This window comes from Arthrobacter sp. G.S.26 (assembly GCF_050847375.1).
Lineage (GTDB): Bacteria > Actinomycetota > Actinomycetes > Actinomycetales > Micrococcaceae > Arthrobacter.
On the sequence record NZ_CP193752.1, the window covers coordinates 1,226,681 to 1,245,783 of the forward strand.

At 66.5% G+C, this 19,103-nt stretch carries 19 protein-coding genes; 7 read left to right on the forward strand and 12 right to left on the reverse strand.

Annotated elements, in window-relative coordinates:
* The first annotated feature begins 87 nt into the window (after window positions 1-87).
* A complete protein-coding gene (locus ACRB8A_RS05700) occupies window positions 88-1,506 on the forward strand; it encodes a PhoH family protein (RefSeq protein ID WP_050684578.1) in 1,419 nt (472 codons plus the stop codon).
* A gap of 100 nt (window positions 1,507-1,606) precedes the next feature.
* Here ACRB8A_RS05700 and ACRB8A_RS05705 read toward each other — a convergent pair whose 3' ends face one another.
* Together ACRB8A_RS05705 and ACRB8A_RS05710 are read right to left on the reverse strand one after the other, a co-directional pair.
* Entirely contained in the window at window positions 1,607-2,254 is a 648-nt protein-coding gene (locus ACRB8A_RS05705; protein WP_432245806.1) for a GNAT family N-acetyltransferase, read from the reverse strand.
* Window positions 2,255-2,278: 24 nt separating this feature from the next.
* Window positions 2,279-3,091, reverse strand: coding sequence for a hypothetical protein (locus tag ACRB8A_RS05710; RefSeq protein WP_200933632.1), 813 nt, complete (start codon window positions 3,089-3,091; stop codon window positions 2,279-2,281).
* A gap of 59 nt (window positions 3,092-3,150) precedes the next feature.
* Here ACRB8A_RS05710 and ACRB8A_RS05715 point away from each other — a divergent pair, with 59 nt between their 5' ends.
* Both ACRB8A_RS05715 and ACRB8A_RS05720 read left to right on the forward strand, forming a co-directional pair.
* Entirely contained in the window at window positions 3,151-3,690 is a 540-nt protein-coding gene (locus ACRB8A_RS05715; RefSeq protein WP_050684576.1) for a prepilin peptidase, read from the forward strand.
* A gap of 31 nt (window positions 3,691-3,721) precedes the next feature.
* Window positions 3,722-4,192, forward strand: coding sequence for an NUDIX hydrolase (locus ACRB8A_RS05720; RefSeq protein ID WP_056597944.1), 471 nt, complete (start codon window positions 3,722-3,724; stop codon window positions 4,190-4,192).
* Between the two features lie 94 nt (window positions 4,193-4,286).
* Here the strand turns inward: ACRB8A_RS05720 and ACRB8A_RS05725 are convergent, their stop codons facing one another.
* The 5 genes from ACRB8A_RS05725 to ACRB8A_RS05745 all read right to left on the reverse strand — a co-directional run bounded on the left by ACRB8A_RS05725 (window position 4,287) and on the right by ACRB8A_RS05745 (window position 9,575).
* On the reverse strand, window positions 4,287-5,984 hold the full coding sequence (locus ACRB8A_RS05725) for an MDR family MFS transporter (protein WP_432245807.1): 1,698 nt from the start codon (window positions 5,982-5,984) through the stop codon (window positions 4,287-4,289).
* Entirely contained in the window at window positions 5,981-6,649 is a 669-nt protein-coding gene (locus ACRB8A_RS05730; RefSeq protein WP_056597946.1) for a TetR/AcrR family transcriptional regulator, read from the reverse strand. The genes ACRB8A_RS05725 and ACRB8A_RS05730 overlap by 4 nt, the downstream gene beginning before the upstream one ends.
* 123 nt (window positions 6,650-6,772) lie before the next feature.
* Window positions 6,773-8,194 (reverse strand): class II fumarate hydratase, encoded by a 1,422-nt coding sequence (locus tag ACRB8A_RS05735; RefSeq protein WP_050687907.1) that lies wholly within the window; start codon window positions 8,192-8,194, stop codon window positions 6,773-6,775.
* A gap of 76 nt (window positions 8,195-8,270) precedes the next feature.
* On the reverse strand, window positions 8,271-8,885 hold the full coding sequence (locus ACRB8A_RS05740) for a carbonic anhydrase (protein ID WP_050687906.1): 615 nt from the start codon (window positions 8,883-8,885) through the stop codon (window positions 8,271-8,273).
* 9 nt (window positions 8,886-8,894) lie between these two features.
* Window positions 8,895-9,575 carry a DUF4245 domain-containing protein gene (locus ACRB8A_RS05745; protein WP_050687905.1) on the reverse strand — a complete coding sequence of 227 codons (681 nt, stop codon included), beginning with the start codon at window positions 9,573-9,575 and terminating at the stop codon, window positions 8,895-8,897.
* 225 nt (window positions 9,576-9,800) lie between these two features.
* On the opposite strand from ACRB8A_RS05745, the gene glpX reads away from it, so the two are divergent.
* Entirely contained in the window at window positions 9,801-10,823 is a 1,023-nt protein-coding gene (gene glpX, locus ACRB8A_RS05750) for a class II fructose-bisphosphatase (protein WP_197273624.1), read from the forward strand.
* A 93-nt stretch (window positions 10,824-10,916) separates the two neighbouring features.
* Complete coding sequence (locus tag ACRB8A_RS05755; protein WP_056597948.1) at window positions 10,917-11,969, forward strand: lipid II:glycine glycyltransferase FemX; 1,053 nt, start codon at window positions 10,917-10,919, stop codon at window positions 11,967-11,969.
* On the opposite strand, the gene manA is transcribed toward ACRB8A_RS05755, so the two are convergent.
* Genes manA through ACRB8A_RS05775 form a run of 4 tightly spaced genes read right to left on the reverse strand, consistent with a single transcriptional unit; the run spans window position 11,966 to window position 16,696 of the window.
* A complete protein-coding gene (gene manA / locus ACRB8A_RS05760) occupies window positions 11,966-13,225 on the reverse strand; it encodes a mannose-6-phosphate isomerase, class I (RefSeq protein ID WP_432245808.1) in 1,260 nt (419 codons plus the stop codon). The genes ACRB8A_RS05755 and manA overlap by 4 nt on opposite strands.
* 40 nt (window positions 13,226-13,265) lie before the next feature.
* On the reverse strand, window positions 13,266-14,909 hold the full coding sequence (locus ACRB8A_RS05765; RefSeq protein WP_056597952.1) for an LCP family protein: 1,644 nt from the start codon (window positions 14,907-14,909) through the stop codon (window positions 13,266-13,268).
* 9 nt (window positions 14,910-14,918) lie between these two features.
* Window positions 14,919-15,503: a 5-(carboxyamino)imidazole ribonucleotide mutase gene (purE, locus tag ACRB8A_RS05770; protein ID WP_050687900.1), complete on the reverse strand. Its 585-nt coding sequence runs from the start codon at window positions 15,501-15,503 to the stop codon at window positions 14,919-14,921.
* Window positions 15,500-16,696 (reverse strand): 5-(carboxyamino)imidazole ribonucleotide synthase, encoded by a 1,197-nt coding sequence (locus tag ACRB8A_RS05775; RefSeq protein WP_082178405.1) that lies wholly within the window; start codon window positions 16,694-16,696, stop codon window positions 15,500-15,502. The genes purE and ACRB8A_RS05775 overlap by 4 nt, the downstream gene beginning before the upstream one ends.
* Window positions 16,697-16,870: 174 nt before the next feature.
* Here ACRB8A_RS05775 and ACRB8A_RS05780 point away from each other — a divergent pair, with 174 nt between their 5' ends.
* Entirely contained in the window at window positions 16,871-17,431 is a 561-nt protein-coding gene (locus tag ACRB8A_RS05780; RefSeq protein ID WP_432245809.1) for a GtrA family protein, read from the forward strand.
* A 36-nt stretch (window positions 17,432-17,467) separates the two neighbouring features.
* Here the strand turns inward: ACRB8A_RS05780 and ACRB8A_RS05785 are convergent, their stop codons facing one another.
* Window positions 17,468-18,166, reverse strand: coding sequence for a TIGR03089 family protein (locus tag ACRB8A_RS05785; RefSeq protein WP_050687897.1), 699 nt, complete (start codon window positions 18,164-18,166; stop codon window positions 17,468-17,470).
* A 378-nt stretch (window positions 18,167-18,544) separates the two neighbouring features.
* Between ACRB8A_RS05785 and ACRB8A_RS05790 the strand changes: the two genes are divergently transcribed.
* Window positions 18,545-19,075, forward strand: a complete 531-nt coding sequence (locus ACRB8A_RS05790; protein ID WP_082178404.1) for a WhiB family transcriptional regulator — start codon at window positions 18,545-18,547, stop codon at window positions 19,073-19,075.
* The last annotated feature ends 28 nt before the right edge of the window (window positions 19,076-19,103 follow it).

Consider the following 19,103-nt stretch of genomic DNA (forward strand, 5'->3'; position numbering starts at 1 on the left):
CGGATGTATGGGAGGCCGGATCCGGCCTCGTGGCCGAACCGCCTCACCATTAAGAAATCCGGGCTGGCGCCCGGGGCTGGAGTCGATGTGGCTACTTCTGAAACACTGCCCGAGGTCGTTTCCGACCAGGAAGTGAAAGCTACCTCTCGCGCCACGCGAGCCACCACTCAAACCGGTGCAGCACCAGATGCTGACACCGGTTTTGCCGTCTCCGGAAGGGAACCAGCCATCAACACCTTTGTGATCGACACCTCGGTCCTGCTCTCGGACCCATTGGCACTGCTGCGCTTCGCCGAACACGAGGTGGTGATCCCGGTGGTGGTCATCACCGAGCTTGAGGCCAAACGCCACGACCCGGAACTGGGATACTTCGCCCGGAAAGCACTCCGGCTGATGGACGACCTCAGGGTCCAGCACGGCGGCCTGAACCGGCCCATCCCCATCGGAGACGACGGCGGCACCCTGACTGTGGAGCTCAACCATATTTCCACGGAGGTGCTCCCGTTGGGGTTCCGGAGCGGCGACAACGACAGCCGCATCCTCGCCGTCGCCAAAAACCTGGCCAACGAAGGCAAAAACGTCACGGTGGTGTCCAAGGACCTGCCCATGCGCGTCAAGGCCTCGGCCATGGGCCTCACTGCCGACGAGTACCGGAACGAACTGGTCAAGGACTCCGGCTGGACAGGCGTGGCCGAGGTGGAGGCCAACGAACAGGAAATCTCCACCCTGTACGGCCACGAACCCGTTTTTATCCCGGCTGCCGCGGAACTGCCGGTCAACACCGGCCTGGTGCTGCTGTCCAACAGGGGCTCCGCGCTGGGCCGGGTGGGCGCCGACAAACAGGTCCGCCTGGTCAAGGGCGACCGCGATGTCTTCGGCCTGCATGGCAGGTCCGCTGAGCAGCGGCTGGCCATCGACATGCTGATGGATCCCGCCGTGGGAATCGTCTCGATCGGCGGCCGCGCCGGCACTGGCAAGTCCGCACTGGCGCTCTGTGCAGGCCTGGAAGCGGTCCTGGAACGCCGCGAACACCGCAAGGTCATCGTGTTCCGCCCGCTGTACGCCGTGGGCGGCCAGGAGTTGGGCTACCTGCCGGGCTCCGAGTCCGAAAAAATGAACCCGTGGGCCCAGGCAGTCTTCGATACCCTGGGCGCGCTGGTCAGCCAGGAAGTGGTGGAGGAAGTCATGGACCGGGGCATGCTTGAGGTGATGCCCCTGACCCACATCCGTGGCCGGTCCCTGCACGATGCCTTCGTGATTGTGGACGAAGCGCAGTCCCTGGAGAAAAACGTCCTGCTGACGGTCATGAGCCGCATGGGCCAGAACTCCAAGATTGTGCTCACCCACGACGTCGCCCAGCGCGACAACCTCCGCGTCGGCCGGCACGACGGCATCGCCGCGGTCGTCGAAACCCTGAAAGGACACCCGCTTTTCGGCCACATCACGCTCACCCGCAGCGAACGCTCACCCATCGCAGCACTGGTGACGGAGTTGCTCGAAGGGTAAGCGGAGGTGCCCGGGTGCCCCTTCCTCTGCGTGCTGGCTCGTTCCTCGCCTTTGACGCACGCTGCCGGAAGGCGCGCCCGGACACCAAATCCTCCTTGGCTCAGGAGATCGCCAGGAACTCAGCCGCGGCGTTATGGCCTGCCACCTGCAACTCCCAGTCGGGGCGTTTGAACGATTCGGGGGTGAGCCGGACTTGTTGGACCGTTTCCACCTCGGTGCCCCACTGGGTCCTGTGCACCCCGTTGGGTTCGTAGCCCAGGGAACGGGAGACGCCCAGCGAGGATTCGTTCCACGCGGCGGCCTCGGACTCGGCGACTTCGGCACCCAACCAGTCAAACGCCCACAGCACAACGGCGGCCCGCATCTCCTTGCCCAGGCCGATGCCGTGCGCGGAGCGCTGCAGCCAGGAGCCGGTGCTGACGGTCTTGAGGGCCGCGAATTTCTTGGCGCCAACGTCCTGGCAGCCAACGAGCGCCCCCTCGCGCCAGATGCCCAGCAGGATGGTCCAGGACTCCGGTCCGCACTCCGCCCGGTTCCGCCAGTGCCACTGCGCCATCCGGGGTCCGAGCTCGGCGCGGGGCGCCTCGGCCCAGGCCGTGCTGAACGGGTTTCTGCCGGGTTCGTGGATGCCGCCCGCCGCAGCATCGACCAGCGCCGGCAGGTCCTGGTCCGTCACGGTCCGCAGTTCCAGGCGCGGTGTCTTCAGGACCAGGCCGTCGAGGGGCCACAGGTGGGTTATCGCAGTCATCGGGCCAGCCTAGCCCAGCGGCACCTAGGGTTCGGGCCACACCTGGGCCGGGAGGTTCCAGCTGATGTATCGGCGGACATCCGCCGGAGCTGCAGGGCTGGCCAGGAACAGATCATCAGGCATGTATCCGTCCACCGCGAGGATCCGCAGCCAGTGGCCGTACTGGTCCTTCTCCGGTTCCAGGGAGCGGCTGGCCACGCAGACACCGGTCCGCAGGTCCACCCGGACCAGTGACCTGCCAGGCAGGCACAGCGGGGCTGCGGGATCGCCGGCGTGGTACGCCGCCGTAGGCGACACCTCGGCCTCGAGCGCGGGCCGGCCCTCGTGGTCCAGCCGCCGGACGCCGTGGACCAGCACTGCATTGCTGCCAGGGAATTCCAGGGGCACCGGGGCATTGCCCGCCAGTTCCACCGGGTCCAGGGCCGCCGAAAGACGGCCGTTGCCGAACCCGGGATCCCCGTACGCGGCCTCGGGCCTGCGGCGGACCAGGCCGGAGCCGTCATAGACCGGGGTAACAAGGTGCGGCGGCAGCAGCCAGGACTTCCGTGTCGAGGTGACGTAAAACCCGTCGCGGGAGTCGTTGATTCCGGGTGTGCTGTGGAGGACCAGTCCGTCGGGGCTTTCCAACCGGAGCGCGCCGGGCCGGCGCAGCGACGCCCGCACCAGCGGCGCCGCCGGGGCAGGGGCATCGGTGAAGGGCTCATCCCAGTACTCGAACTGCAGGGCCTGCCATTTCCACGGCGAGGACCGGCAGAGGTTCCGGAACATTGCTGCCGTGTCCGCCGGGCCGGCGCCGTGCTCCGGATCCGGGCGGTGCCGGGCGTCCCATGTGGCCATATCCACATATTACGCGGGCGCGGTTCTGGGCCCGGCCCGATTCCAGTAGCATCCGAGGGGTGATGGGACGACTCGGCGGCCTTTGGGCCGGCAACCCTGTGGCCTTCTGGCTGGTGCTGGCCGCGTGCGCCTATTTTGTGGTCATGGCCGTGCGCCTCACAGTCATCGATGTCCGGCATCACCTGCTGCCCAACCGGATCATTTTCCCTTCCTACGCCATTGTCGGCCTGCTTCTGGTGGCCGCCGCGGCGCTGGGTGATGCCGGCTCCGGTACCCTCCACGACGGCGGGCTTGCCGCCACGGAGACTTTCCGGGTGCTGGCGGGAGCGGGGCTGCTGTGGCTGTTCTACTACGTGCTGCGGCGGTTGTACCCGCCGGGCATGGGGTTCGGCGATGTGAAGCTGGCGGGAGTGTTGGGCCTGTACCTGGGCTTCCTGGGCTGGGGCCACCTGTTCGCGGGCACGTTCCTGGCGTTCCTGCTGGGCGGATCCTGGTCCGTAATCCTGTTGGTGGCACGCCGCGGCACGTTGAAGACAGCTATCCCGTTCGGCCCGTTTATGCTGGCCGGTGCTTTCCTGGCCCTGCTCCTGCCGGCCTGAGGGCGGTGCGCCGCAGGCATAGGCTTGGCTTATGCCTGCACCTGACTTCATCCTGAACCTGCGTAAGAAGGTCGGCAACGACCTGCTGTGGCTTCCCGGCGTCCGGGGTGTGGTGGTGGACGGGGAAGGCCGGATCCTGTTGGCCCGGCGGGCCGATAACGGGCAGTGGGCCCTGGTCAGCGGCATCCTGGAGCCGGGGGAGCAGCCCGCCCGCGGCCTGGTGCGGGAGATTTTTGAGGAAACAGCCGTGGTGGCAGAGGTGGAGCACGTGGTCTCTGTTGGCGCCGTGGGTCCGTTCACCTACCCGAACGGCGATGTTTGTGAATTCCTGGACATTGTTTTTAAGTGCCGGTACGTGTCCGGGACCGCCCGGATCAACGACGACGAATCCCTTGCCGTGGGCTGGTTCGCCCCGACGGACCTGCCGGAATTGATGGCCGGCCACCTCACCAGCATCCGTCGTGCCCTCGCGCCGGCGGGGACAGCGCATTTCGAGGCCTGAGCCGACGGCTTAGAACCAGGCAGGGACGCCGCAACCCCCAAGATTGCGGCGTCCCTGCTTGTCGTGATCCGACGGACCGTGGTGGCAGCCCGCGTCAGCGTCGCTGGGAAACCAGCCCGCCGTCGTCGTCCGCGGCATCCCGGCCGTTGTTCGCAGGGTCGTCCTGCCTGGCGGGCGCTTCGCCGGCGGCTGCTGCCCGCTGCTCGGCCTCGAGCCGGGTGGCTTCCTCGCCGCCCACTGCCTCGCCGCGGGCCACCATGCCGGCCGTATCCGACAACGGGATCTGCTTGAGCGTGATGGCCAGGAGCAGGGCCACGGCAATGAAGGGCAGCAGGTACCAGAACACCGGCGCCAGCGAGTCGGCGTAAGCGTTCACGATGGCGTCCCGCAGCTGCTCCGGGAGCTGGCTGAGCGCTGCCGGGTCCAGGGTGCTGGTGGACTGCGCGGCCTGGTCAGCCGATGCGCCGGCCCCCGTGAAGGCGGTGGTCAGCGATTCGGAGAGCCGGTTGGTGAAGATGGCACCAAACACTGCGACGCCCATGGCGGCACCCACTTCGCGGAAGTAGTTGTTGGTGCTGGTGGCGGTGCCGATCTGCTCTGCCGGTACGGAGTTCTGGACCACCAGGACCACCACCTGCATGATCAGGCCCAGGCCTGCACCGAACACAAACAGCTGCACGCAGATAACCCAGATGGGTGTTGTGGCGGCCAGGGTGGTCATCCACAGCATGGCAGCCATGGTGAAAGCAGCGCCCAGGATGGGGAACATCTTGTACTTGCCGGTTTTGGAGATCCGGATGCCGGAGTAGATGGAGGTGCCCATCAGGCCCACCATCATGGGCAGCATCAGCAGGCCGGATTCGGCGGCGGACGTGCCGGAGGACATCTGCAGGAAAGTGGGCACAAAGGCGATGGCGGAGAACATGCCCAGGCCCAGCGTGAAGCCGATGGCCGTGGCGTTGACGAAGATCCGGTTGCGGAACAGGCTCAGCGGAATGATGGGGTCCTCGGCGCGGCGCTCCACCATAACAAAGGCTGCGGCCGACAGGACAAGGCCGGCACCGAAGGCCCAGGTCAGCGGAGAATCCCAGCCTTCGTCCTTTTTGCCGCCGAAGTCCGTGAAGAAGATCAGGCAGGTGGTGGCGGTGGAGAGGAGGAGGACCCCGAGGATGTCAATGCGCTTTTCTGCCTTTTTGTTCGGCAGCGTCAGGGTGAACCAGGCGAAGGCGAAGGCGGCGATGCCGATGGGAATGTTGATGTAGAAGGCCCATTCCCAGGTGAGGTGGTCCACGAAGAACCCGCCCAGGAGGGGGCCGGCCACGGCGGAGAGTCCGAAGATGGCGCCCAGCGGGCCCATGTACTTGCCGCGGTCCTTGGCGGGGACGATGTCGGCGATGATGGCCTGGGACAGGATCATCAGGCCGCCGCCGCCCAGGCCCTGGATGGCACGGAAGATGACAAAGCCCCAGAAATCGGTCGCAAGGGCGCAGCCGACCGAGGCGAGCGTGAACAGCGCGATGGCCACGAGGAACAGGTTCCGCCGGCCCAGGATGTCACCGAACTTGCCGTAGATGGGCATCACGATGGTGGTGGCCAGCAGGTAGGCGGTGGTGATCCAGGCCTGGTGTTCGACGCCGCCGAGCTTGCCCACGATGGTGGGCATGGCCGTGGAGACGATTGTCTGGTCCAGGCTGGAGAGCAGCATGCCGGCGATGAGCGCCGAGAAGATGATCCAGATGCGTTTTTGCGTCAACAGCAGGGGCCCTGCCGGTGGCTTGGTGGTGGTGCTCATGAGTGTCCTTCTGCTGCTGCGGTGGTGGGGTCGAAAGGCTGGGAGAAAAGGCTGCTGGCGGCGCTGATGTTTTCCATCAGCAGCTCGCGGTAGGGGCGGGTGTTGCCGTCCGAGAAGTAGGCCATGCTGCTTTTGCGGGCGATGGTGCCCAACAGGACCACGGCCATCTGCACCACGGGATGGTCCTCGCCCACGCCTTCGCGGCGGGCCAGGTCCCTGGCGAACTGCTTCTCGCGCCGGTCAGTGACCCCGATGATGCGCAGGATCAGCTGCGGTTCCTTATGGACCACGGCGATCAGCTGCCGGGTTTCCTCCTCGGAGGCGGTCATCTTTTCGGAAAGCCGGAGGGAGAACCGGATGAGGTCCTGGAAAAGGGTGGGGGAAATTTCGCCGGCAGGGGAGGCTGCGCCGCCCGCAATGAACTCGGCAAGGATGTCCTCGGGGACGTCGTCGTCCACGTGGCCGATGATGGCGTCTTCCTTGGCCGGGAAGTAGTTGAAGAAGGTGCGGCGCGAGATTCCGGCGGCTTCGCAGACCTCTTCCACGGTGTAGCCGTTCAGCCCGCGTTCGGCCGTCAGGGTCCGGGCGGCGTTGGTGATGGCCTGCCGCGTTGCGGCCCGTTTCCGCTCACGGAGGCCATTTTCTAAAGTTGCACTCTGAGTCACAGAGTAAAGTTTTGCACTAAGTCGGAATTAGTGCAACTTAATCTGGGAAATGCGTACGACGACGGCCGCCGCCTTCGCTGGGAAGGTGGCGGCCGCCGTTGTACTGCAGGAAAGCCGGGGGAACTAGGCCTTGTGCGGCGGGCGCGTCATGGACATAACGTCCAGGGCGGTGTCCAGTTGTTCCTCGGTGACCTCGCCGCGCTCCAGGAAGCCCATGGCGATGACGGTTTCACGGATGGTGAGGCCTTCGGCCACGGCCTTCTTGGCGATCTTCGCCGCGTTCTCGTACCCGATGTACTTGTTCAGCGGGGTGACGATGGACGGTGAGGCCTCGGCCAGGAAGCGGGCGCGCTCCACGTTCGCGGTGATGCCGTCGATCATCTTGTCCGCCATCACGCGGCTGGTGTTGGCCAGCAGGCGCACGGACTCAAGCAGGTTGGCGGCCATCACGGGGATGCCGACGTTCAGCTCGAAGGCGCCGTTGGTGCCGGACCAGGCGATGGCGGTGTCGTTGCCGATGACCTGCGCGCACACCATGATGGAGGCCTCGCAGATGACGGGGTTGACCTTGCCCGGCATGATCGAGGAACCCGGCTGCAGGTCGGGGATCGCGATTTCGCCCAGGCCCGTGTTGGGGCCGGAGCCCATCCAGCGCAGGTCGTTGTTGATCTTCATAAAGGAGATCGCGATGTTGCGCAGCTGGCTGGACGCTTCGATCAGGCCGTCGCGGTTGGCCTGGGCCTCGAAGTGGTCGCGGGCTTCGGTCAGCGGCAGGCCGGTGTCCGTGGCGAGCAGTTCGATGACACGTTCGGGGAAGCCGGCCGGGGTGTTGATGCCCGTGCCCACGGCCGTGCCGCCCAACGGAACCTCAGCGACGCGGGGGAGTGCTGCGTTGATGCGTTCGATGCCGTAGCGGACCTGCGCTGCGTAGCCACCGAACTCCTGGCCCAGCGTCACCGGGGTGGCGTCCATGAGGTGGGTGCGGCCGGATTTCACGACGTCCTTGAACTCCACGGCCTTGCGTTCCAGCGACTCTGCCAGGTAGCCAAGCGCAGGAATGAGGTCGTTGATCAGGGCCGAGGTGGCTGCCACGTGGACCGAGGTGGGAAAGACGTCGTTGGAGGACTGCGAGGCGTTGACGTGGTCGTTGGGGTGGACCACCTTGTCGCTGCCGGCTGCCTTCAGGGCGCGTGATGCGAGTTCGGCCAGCACCTCATTGGTGTTCATGTTCGAGGAGGTGCCGGAGCCGGTCTGGAAAACGTCGATGGGGAAGTCGCCGTCGTACTTGCCCGCCGCCACCTCATCGGCAGCGTCGGCGATCGCCTTGGCCAGCTCGCCGTCGAGCACCCCAAGTTCCGCGTTGGCCTGCGCCGCAGCCTTCTTGACCCGGGCCAGCGCCTCGATGTGGGCGCGTTCCAGGGTTTTTCCGGAGATGGGGAAGTTCTCAACTGCACGCTGCGTCTGTGCACGGTACAGGGCGTTCACGGGGACGCGGACTTCGCCCATCGTGTCGTGTTCAATGCGGAATTCTTCAGTGGAAGTCATGGGGCTAGCTTAGGACGAGCGGGCGCACCATCGAAAACCGTGAAGGGGCTGCGACGCAGCGGCCCGCCCGGTGCCGCTAGAGGTCCCCGATGCCCGAAACAACGTCCGCCCGGCCTTCCGCCAGGCTGTAGGACAGGCCAACGACGGCGGCGCGGCCGCTTTCGATTGCGTCGGAAATCACACGGGAGCTGTCCGCCAGCCGCTGGGCGGTCTGCTTGACGTGCTCCACCACCATGTCGTTGACCTCTGTCTGGTCGTTCCGCAGCGAGGTCAGCACCGAGGGCGTGATCCGCTCCACCAGGTCCCGGATGAAACCGGCAGGCATCTGTCCGGTCTCGACGGCGGCCTTGGTGGCGCTGACGGCGCCGCAGTTGTCGTGGCCGAGGACCACGATCAGGGGCACCCCCAGCACGCCGATGCTGTATTCGAGGGAGCCCAGGACGGCGTCGTCGATGACCTGGCCGGCGGTGCGGACCACAAAAACGTCGCCAAGGCCGACGTCGAAGATGATTTCGGCGGCGAGCCGGGAATCCGAGCAGCCGAAGATCACCGCAAACGGGTGCTGGTTCTCCACCAGGGAGGAGCGGCGGGACGCATCCTGGTTGGGGTGGGACGTTTCGGCGTTGACGAAGCGTTCGTTTCCTTCGCGCAGGCGGCGCCAGGCGAGTGCGGGGGTCAGGTAGGTAGCCACGCGACTACGTTACGGCGCTGCGGTGGCGGACGGTGAAACTGTTACGGCCGGGTTGGCCTCAATGGACTTCACCACGGCGCCCGCCAGCGTGCCGAATTCTTCCAGTTGGGCGGCGCCGGTCAGGATGACGGTGGTGCCGCCATATTCCAGCACCATTGACTTCTCGCCCTTGCCGGTGTCCCGGAGTTCCCATTCCTGGCCGCCTGCGCTGCGGGAGCCGGTAACGGGGGCGTTGCGGGTTTCCTGGAGCAGCCAGGTGGGGTTGGCCTTGATGGTCTGGACCATGCCGATGAAGGAGCCCTTGGGCGTCAGGTAGCCCACTTCCCAGGTGGGGACCCCGCTGGACGTGCCTGCCTCCCAGCGGGCGTAATTGGCCCTGAACGCACCGCCGGTGTCCGGCGCGGCAGGTGTGAATCCTGCCACATCCGCGGCCCGGCCGGCTATTGCGGCCACGTCGATGTCCGGGCGGTAGCCATCACTCTTGGGCAGCGGGTTCATCAGGATTACCGGCAGGAACGCCGCAATGCTGACCACCAGGGCGATGATCATGCCGATCACCGAAGCGTTGGCCCGCTTGGCCGCCGCGGCCGGAATGACGGGCAAAACCTGGCTGCCGCCGTCCTGCCCGGCGGCAGACTCCCGGCCGCGGGTTTCGCTGGGTTCGGGGCTGGGGCTGGGCTTTTCCTGCATTTCATTCACCCCTCCATAGTCGCCTATAGAGGCACCCTCTGCTATTCGGGACCCCCTCGGTCCGGCTCCGGCCAATCCCGGCACATTGCGGGGGCGCGTCATCCGATGCCCCGTGCCCGATGCCGCGACTATGATCGGAAGCAGAGGAATCACCGCACCGCCGCACCGGCGTTGCGGGTTTAATGATCGCCACTCGAAGAAGAGGTTCACGTGTCACCAGCGTCCATGACCCAGAAATACTCCACGATCTCACCGTCCCTGGCAGTAGGCAACGACGAGCCTGACCGCAACCTGGCCCTTGAACTGGTCCGCGTCACCGAGGCCGCGGCCATCGCCGGCGGACACTGGGTAGGTTTCGGCGACAAGAATACGGCGGACGGCGCTGCCGTTGACGCCATGCGTTCCTTCCTGCAGACCGTCCACTTCAACGGCGTTGTGGTCATCGGCGAAGGCGAAAAAGACGAAGCCCCCATGCTGTTCAACGGCGAACGCGTCGGCGACGGCACCGGCCCTGAGTGCGACGTTGCCGTCGACCCCATCGACGGCACCCGCCTGACCGCCCTGGGCATCAACAACGCCCTGGCCGTGCTCGCCGTGGCTGAGCGCGGCTCCATGTTCGACCCCTCAGCCGTTTTCTACATGGAGAAGCTGGTCACCGGCCCCGAGGCTGCCGACATGGTGGACCTCCGCCTGCCCGTCAAGCAGAACCTGCACCTCATCGCGAAGGCCAAGGGCGTTAAGGTCAACCAGCTCAACGTGATGATCCTGGACCGTGACCGCCACCGCCCGCTGGTCGAAGAGATCCGCGAAGCCGGTGCCCGCACCAAGTTCATCATGGACGGCGACGTTGCCGGCGCCATTGCGGCGGCCCGGTCCGGCACCGGCGTGGACGCCCTGATGGGCATCGGCGGCACCCCCGAGGGCATCGTCGCGGCCTGCGCCATCAAGTCCCTGGGCGGCGTCATCCAGGGCCGCCTGTGGCCAACCAGCGACGACGAGAAGCAGAAGGCGATCGACGCCGGCCATGACCTTGACCGCGTCCTCTCCACCAACGACCTCGTCTCAAGCGACAACTGCTACTTCGCAGCCACCGGCATCACGGACGGAGACCTGCTCAAGGGTGTCCGCTACTCCAAGGACAAGGTCCTGACCCAGTCAATCGTGATGCGGTCCAAGTCCGGCACCATCCGCTTTGTGGACGGCGAGCACCAGGCCAGCAAGTGGGAAGGCTACGCCCGCAAGAGCTGAGCCTGCCGGCCGTAGCCGGCCCGTCCCGAAGCCCCGGAGTGCCCAGCGCGCCCCGGGGCTTCGGCGTTAACGCGTTGGTATAGGGTTTAAGCCATGATTGTCGCTGTTGTGCCCTGTACTGACCGCACCCTGTGGGATGAGCATGTTGACCGGTTCCAGGGGCATCCGCAGCAGCTGTGGGGTTGGGGGCAGACCAAGGCCGCGCACGGTTGGTCCGTTGACCGGGTGCTCCTGGTGGCCGGCGGCACCACAGTTGGCTGCGCGCAGCTGCTGATCCGCAGACTGCCCTTTCCCTTCAAGGCCCTGGTCTACATTCCCCGCGGGCCCATGTGCTCAGCGGCCGATGCCCCCGCAGTGCTGGACAGCCTGGCGGCGCATGCCGCAACCCGTCACGGGGGAGTGGCGCTCAGCATCGAACCTGACTGGGACGCCGACTCGGACTTCGCCGGCGCGGTGGCTGCCGCCGGGTTCCGCAAAACCGAAAACACGGTCCTGATCCCGCGGACCCTCATCCTGGACCTTGGCCGGACCGACGATGAGCTGATGGCGGACATGTCCAAGTCCACCCGCGCCAACATCCGCAAGTCAATGCGCAGCGAGGTGGAGTTCCGGAAGGTCGCCAGCGCGGACGAGCTGGAACAGGTCCTGGCGATCTACCACGAAACGGCCGAACGGGCCGGGTTCGGCATCCATGAGGACCAGTACTACCGGGACATCTTTGCCAACCTGGGCGAGGGTTCCCCGATCATCGCCGCGTTTGACGGCAGCCGGGTCCTGGCCTTTGTCTGGCTCGCCCGCAGCGGTGCCACGGCCTTCGAACTCTACGGCGGGGTGTCCGCCGAAGGGCAGAAGCAGCGGGTCAACTACGGCGTGAAGTGGGCAGCCCTGCAGGCAATGCGAGCGGACGGCTGCTCGCGGTATGACTTCAACGGCCTGCTCAACGACGGCATCTCCGATTTCAAGAAGCAGTTCGCCAAGCACGAGAACCTGCTCCTGGGCACCTGGGACAAGCCCTTGTCGCCGTTGTACCCTGCCTACGCCAAAGCCATGCCGCTGGCCAGGCGCGGCCTGCAGGGCGCCCGGCGCGCGGTGAAGGCCGCTGCTGGCCGGGTCCGGCCGGCAGCGGCCCGCCTGCTGAAGCGCTAGTCCCCGGCCGGAAGGCCGGTGGTCACCGCGAAGGCGAGGACTTCTTCGGTGCTGCCCGCGGCGCGGTGGACATTCACCGGCGCCTCGGCGGCCGGCAGGAACGCGCTGCCGCCGCGCGACAGGTGCAGGTCGCCCTTCGGGGAGTCCAGGTAGATGTCGCCGGCCACCACAACCACCACTGCCGCTCCCGACTGGGCTATAGGCACCGGACCCGCGTCCGGACCCAAAGCGATGCGCTGCAGGGAGAACTCCGCGAACGGCGGGCTGAAGATTTCCTGGTCCAAGCCGTTCCTGGTGGCCGCCAGCATGGGCACCGCGACGGGCTGGAAATCGATGGTCCGCAGCAGTTCGGGGACATCCACGAACTTGGGCGTCAGCCCCCCACGGAGGACGTTGTCCGATGATGCCATGACCTCCACACCCAGGCCGTGCAGGTAGGCGTGGACGTTGCCTGCCGGAAGGTAGACGGCTTCGCCGGGCTGCAGCGAAATCCGGTTCAGCAGCAGGGAGATCAGGACGCCGGGGTCGCCCGGGTATTTTTCGTTCAGGCTGACCACTGTGGCCAGTTCAGGGCGGTAGGGCTCCAGCGGCGCGCCCGAGATGAGGGCAGCTGCCACCACTGCCGTGGCCTCCGCTACCTCTCCGCCACCGGAAATCAGCCTTTCAAAGGCCGTCCGGAGGGCCTGTCCCTCGTCCGGTCCGGCCAGGTCCGCGAGCAGGGTGCCCAGCAAGGCGGGAGCAGTGCGCCCGGCCTGGTCAAAACGGCCTGCCACATGCTGCAGGAGCTGCCGGGTCTGTTTCGGAGGCCGGAATCCGCACAGGGCCTCGAACGGCGTCAGCGCCAGGATCATTTCCGGCTTGTGGTTATCGTCGCGGTAGTTGCGGTTGGCTGCGTTGGCCGGCACGCCGGCGTCGTTCTCCCGGGCAAAACCTGCCCGCGCCTGCTCGAGGCTCGGATGCACCTGAAGGGACAGCGGCTGGGCGGCGGCCAGGATCTTGGCAAGGAACGGCAGCCGGGGACCGAAGCGAGCCACGGAACCTGCACCGAGGTGGTGCGCAGGGTCGGCGTCGATCAGCTCGTTGAGCGGCGTCGGTGTTCCATTCCTGCCAGACCGGGCCACCGACGGGGAGTCCGCGTGCGCGCCGATCCAGAGTTCGGCCTCGGGGCCGCCCGATTCGGGCCGCCCCAGCAGGGCGGCGATGGCGGTGGTCGAACCCCAGGCATAATCCCGGAGGACGTTCTCAATTTCGTACAAAGCCCGTTCCGATCACTTGGTTCTGGTTTGGCTGCGCTGCCTAAAGCGGCGCGCAGTTGCCGTTACTGGCCACGAGGTCCCGGATGGCCTGCTCGTTGCCCTGGCGCTTGAGTTCGTTCAGCATGGCCTCGGTAATCGGCTCGCCGTCCGGCGTGGTGGTCACCGGGACGAAGTCCGACGGCGACGGTGACTGCTGGCGGGGAAGGGCGCCGGCCGCGTAAAGGGCGGCAGGAACTCCGGCGGCCTGCACCTGGCCGGTACCGGCGGCGGGAACTGCCATGGCGTCGTCGGCCGTCCCGGCAGCCTGCGGCCCGGCCGACGCCAGCAGCTGGTCCACGCGGGAGTGGAGTTCACCGAAGTCCGGCACCGTGGAGAAGGAGGCGTCGAAGTCCGGCGGACCGATAGTCATCCGCTTGATGTCAAGTCCCTTTGCTTTTACGGCGAGGTCCACGAAGCTGCCCAGCTGGTTGGACGAGATGTTGGAGTCCGCCACCTGGGTTCCGGCATTGGCGATTTCCTCGAACTTGGCCAGCAGCGTGCCCGGGTCGAGCTGTTTGAGCATGGCCTGCTGGATGCACTGCTGGCGCTGGATTCTGGCGTAGTCGTCCACAAATTCGCGGGACCGGCCGTACCAGAGCGCCAGGTCGCCGTTCAGGCGGTGTTCGCCGGCCGGAATCCAGCCCATGGGCATGCCGTGGATTCCGTTCGCCTCATCGATGACCTCACCGCTCAGCGGCACCCAGCCACCGGCCTTGATTTTGATTCCACCCATGGCGTCGATGAGTTTGGCGAAACCTTCCATGTCCACCAGGACATAGGCCTGGACCGTGAGGCCCAGGGTGCCGGAAACGGCTTCCATGGTGGCCTGCGCCCCTGGATCAGCGACGCCGGGGTACAGATCCGCGTATTTGTTGGTGACCTCGGTGTTGATCGCGTTGATCAGGCACTCGTCGCCGCAGTTGTAACCGTCCGGGTAGATGTCCCGCATCGGCGACCCTTCGCTGAACTGTGCGTTCTGGAAGTTCCTGGGCACCGAGATGATGGCCGTCTGGCCCGTTTTGGCATCCACGCTCAGGACGGAAAGGCTGTCCGGGCGGCGGCCGGTGCGGTCATCGCCCGCGTCACCGCCCATCATCAGGAAGTTGTACCTGCCGTCCACCGGTTCGATGGCGGGGCCGGCAGAGAAGATACTGCCGATCGCGTTGCGGCTCACGTTGAGCAGGTAGGCGCTGTAGGCGAGGGTACCGCTGCCCAGGACCAGCGACAGGACCAGGGCAATGGCGACGCCGGGACGCGCCTTGGGCGCCAGCAGGACCGGGCGGATCAGGCGCAGGGTGTTGACAAACAGGACCGCCCAGCCGGCAGCCAGGGCGACGAGCAGGATGACCACCAGCAGTGAACCGAACTGGTTGGCCAGGATGTTGATCAGCAGGCTCCTGTTGAACACGGCAAGGAGCAGGGCAATGGCCACGAGCCCCCAGGCGCACAGGGTGACCCGCAGGGCCGTGCGGCCCAGTTTGCGGTCGCCGGCCACCAATTGCGCACTGCCCGGAACCAGGAGGGTCAGCAGCACCAGGACAAAGGCCCGCTTGGTGCGGACCGCGGGGGCGGCGCCGGCCGGGAACCGGACGGGATCGGTCAGGCCACTGCCGGTGGCTTCGTGCTGTGCTTTGCTGCTGGCCATGGGCGCGTCCTAGTGGCTGCCCCGGGGGGAGCCCGCGGGGTCCGCGAAGACCTCGCTGACTTTCTGCCGGAGGTTTGCCCCCTTGCGGCTGGCCACGGCGTTGAGTTCCTCGGCAAATGCGAGCAGGTCGGTCCGGAGGGAGGCTGCCAGATCGTCGGTACCGGCTGCGAGGATCCGGACAGCCAGGAGGCCCGCGTTCCGGGCGCCGGCGATGGAGACGGTGGCCACCGGTACACCGGCGGGCATCTGGACGATGGAAAGGAGCGAGTCCATCCCGTCCAGGGTCTTCAAGGGAACGGGGACGCCGATCACGGGCAGCGGAGTGACGCTCGCCAGCATGCCGGGCAGGTGGGCGGCACCGCCGGCGCCGGCGATGATCACACGGAGCCCGCGTTCGTGGGCGGACTTGCCGTAACTGATCATCTCGGTGGGCATCCGGTGTGCGGAAACCACATCAGCTTCGAAGGGGATGCCGAACTCAGCCAGGGCTTCGGCCGCAGCTTCCATCACGGGCCAGTCGGAGTCGGAACCCATGACCAGTCCCACCAGGGGGGCCGCCGCCGGTGTGGCGGCGGGGTTGGCTTTGGCGCTCATTGGTTCTCCTCGAATGTTTGCTGCGGTTCCCCGGCGGGGACGCGGCCATCACGGATGATGCCCGCCACCAGCGAGGCGCGGCTGCGGACGGAATCAACGTCCGCCGCGGACGTGCCCACCAGGTTCACGTGTCCTATCTTGCGGCCCGGGCGGACCGATTTGCCGTAGCAGTGCACTTTGGCGGCCGGTTCGCTGGCCAACGCCAGGGGGAACGCCGAGAACAGGTCCTGGTTGTCGCCGCCCAGGAAGTTCTTCATCACCACTACCGGTGCCAGCACGTCGGTGGACCCGAGCGGAAGGTTCAAAACAGCCCGGAGGTGTTGCTCAAACTGGCTGGTCACCGAACCGTCCTGGGTCCAGTGGCCGGTGTTGTGCGGCCGCATGGCCAGTTCGTTGATCAGGAACCCGGGGCCGGAGCCGGGGGTTTCAAAAAGTTCGACGGCGAGGACGCCTGTCACGTTGAGTTCGGCGGCGATCCGCAGGGCCGCGTCCTCGGCAGCGGCGGCGACCTCCACCGGGATGTCCAGGGCCGGGGCAATGACTTCATCGCAGACGCCGTCAACCTGGATGGTGTGCACCACGGGCCAGGCCCGGGACTCGCCGTCCGGAGTCCGGGCCACCAGGGCCGAAAGTTCGCGGGTGAATTCCACTTTGGCCTCGGCCAGCAGCGGGCTCATGGCGGCAAACCACTCAGCGGTTTCTGCGGCTTCCTCCGCGGACGCGACAATCCGAACACCCTTGCCGTCATACCCGCCGCGGGGCATCTTCAGCACCACGGGCCAGCCGCTGTCCTCCCCGAAGGCCACCAGGTCGGCGATGCCGTCCACTGAGGCCCACGCGGGGTTGGGCAGTTCCAGCCTCTCGATGGCAGCACGCATCACCAGTTTGTCCTGGGCATGGACCAGGGCGTCCGGTCCGGGCTGGACGTTGACCCCGGCGTCCTGGAGGGCGCGCAGGTGCGCCGTGGGGACGTGCTCGTGGTCGAAGGTCAGCACGTCCACGCCTTCGGCAAAGCCGAGCAGGGCCTGGAGGTCCTTGTAGTCACCCACCGGTGAGGTCCGGACCGCCGGGACTGCCGAAACGTCCCCGCTTTCTGCCAGGACACGGAGTTCAAAGCCGAGTGCGGTTGCGGCTGGGGCCATCATTCGGGCCAGTTGGCCGCCGCCAACCACGCCTATTACTGGAAAAGTCACATGGGCAAGCCTACCGAAGACAGCCCGTGATCCCGGCTTCCCGGGCGCTCTACGCCGAAGATTTCCACCAATCTGCGCCGGGGAAGGCGGCGGCGGAGGGGCCGGAGGGGGTGTTTGGGGGCTAAAATAGTCGTTTGGCCGTGTGGCCCATAGTTCAGACGGCCATGGAGGGTCATGTTTAGCGCACTTGCAGATCGAATCCGGGGGCTCGCCTCACTCTTTTGGCGTGAAGTTGCCAAATTCGGGGCCGTGGGCGGTGTGGCGTTTGTCATTGACTCCGCCATTTTCATCTGGCTTTTCACGGGGCCCATGCACGGCAGCGAAGTCTGGGCCAAGGCCGTCGCCACGATCGTGGCCAGCATCTTCTCGTGGGTGGCCAACCGGTTCTGGACGTTCCGCCATCGTAAGCAGGCCAACGTGGTGCGCGAGGCCGTCCTGTTCGCCGTGATGAACTTCGTGGGCCTGCTGATCGCCTCCGGCTGCGTGTGGTTCGCCAAGTACGTCCTGGAACTGAACGACAAGCCCTCGCTCTTTATCGCGGGCAGCGTTGTGGGCCTTGTTCTGGGCACCATCTTCCGGTTCTTCGCCTACCGGTTCTGGGTCTTCAATGAGGAACTGGACCAGGAACCCGAGTTCTCGCACGACCATGACCTGATCGAACTCCACCACCAGCACCGCGGGCAGGCTCCGGCCGCCGATCAGGGCAGCACCCCGGGCGGACCGCCCCGGCCCTGATCCAGCCCGAATGCGCGCGGGCAGGGCCGCTGTGGCCTAGTTGCCGTGGATGCGTTCGGTAGCCAGCAGGTGGTCCGTCAGTTCAACCTCAGGTGCGGTCAGCACCACCGACCCGTCGTGCTGCCAGGCGCCCAGTGCGCCGGCAAGGGCGCCTTCCAGGCCATCCCCGGCGGCGAGGTGGATCCTTGCGCCGTCCTCGTGGGGGAGTGCGAAGCCCTCCAGCAGCCCAGCCTGGCTGTGGACCCCGCCCCCGCCGGCACGGATGGCGCAGGCCGCCGGGTCCGGCTCGGCATGGGCCATAAAGACGTCACCATGGGAGCGCACTTCGGCGGCGTAATCCACCCAGCCTGCCGGCAGCGTGCCCGGCCAGCGCATGGCCAGGGCAGGCAGGGCAACGGCGATTACGGCGTCATACCGGCCCTCGACCGGGTCGGTGGCCGCCGTGACCAGGAAATCGGCGTCCGCCCCGTCCAGGACCGTTTCCAGACCCACCTGCCAGGCTGCCAGGGCCCACACCATTGACTTCCAGTGCGCGGGCAGGTCAAGTTTCAGCCGCATCCCGGGAGCCGCGTCCAGTTCGTCCTGGAGCAGATTGCTGGTCTTGGCCACCCAGTTGTCCAGGACCCTGCCGGAAAGTTCCACGCGTTCGCTGTCCGGGCCGTACCAGGTAAGCCGCGGCGCTGTGGCATTGCCGGAACGGAGGCTGGTCATCAGGTGGGACGCCGGAGTAGTCATGACTCCATCCTGCCACCGGGCAGCCCTCCGTGCGCCAGCAGGCCGGGACCATTCCGGTGCAGCAGGCCTGTGACTTGCCTCTCACCGGAGTGACGTCCATCCCGGCGGGGCGTTGCCCGAAGGTGCCCGATTGCCGGGAAATCAGGGCCGCAGCTGCCGGGAACCGCGCTGACCTGCACGAGGGCCGTGCGACACGCCACGAAATGATCGGCGTGGCGTGCGCGCGTTGGGGGTTCGGAGTGATTATTATCCCGGCTCCGGCTTGACTCACCCAAGTTACACACGTGTAATTAGATATCTAAGGCAACTGCGTAAATACCGGCACACAACCGAGTGTCCACGTATCCAGGCAGTAGCCGCAACAGCAGGAGGGTCGCCGTGGGGCAAGCAGAGCGAATCCAGGAAGATGGCATTGTCGCCGGTCAGGCGACAGCCAAATACCGTGCACGGGGCGTGCCCGGCGATTGGTATGTGGATCCTGCAGATCCTGACGCCGCCGAACGCTACAACCGGAATTCCGGCGGCAGCCTTGACCAGCAGGCCACCGCGTTCCTGGCAGCCCATGAAGCCCTCTCCAGCGGCGCGGATCCCGAGGACGAACTCGACCCGCCCATGGAACTGGCCATTTCCGCCGCGACGCAGCCGGAATGGCTGGGCCTGCCGTTCCAGCAGGACTTCGACGACGAAGGGGAGCTGGGGTGGCAGACTGACGCCTTGTGCGCCCAGACGGATCCCGAGGCGTTTTTTCCGGAAAAAGGCGGCTCAACCCGGGACGCCAAAAAGGTTTGCGGTGCGTGCAACGTAAGGTCGCAGTGCCTTGAGTATGCGCTGGCCAACGATGAACGGTTTGGCATTTGGGGTGGCCTGTCCGAGCGCGAGCGCCGGCGGCTTAGGAAGCGGGCAGTCTAATTCTTCAGGACGTTTATGTCACTGCCGT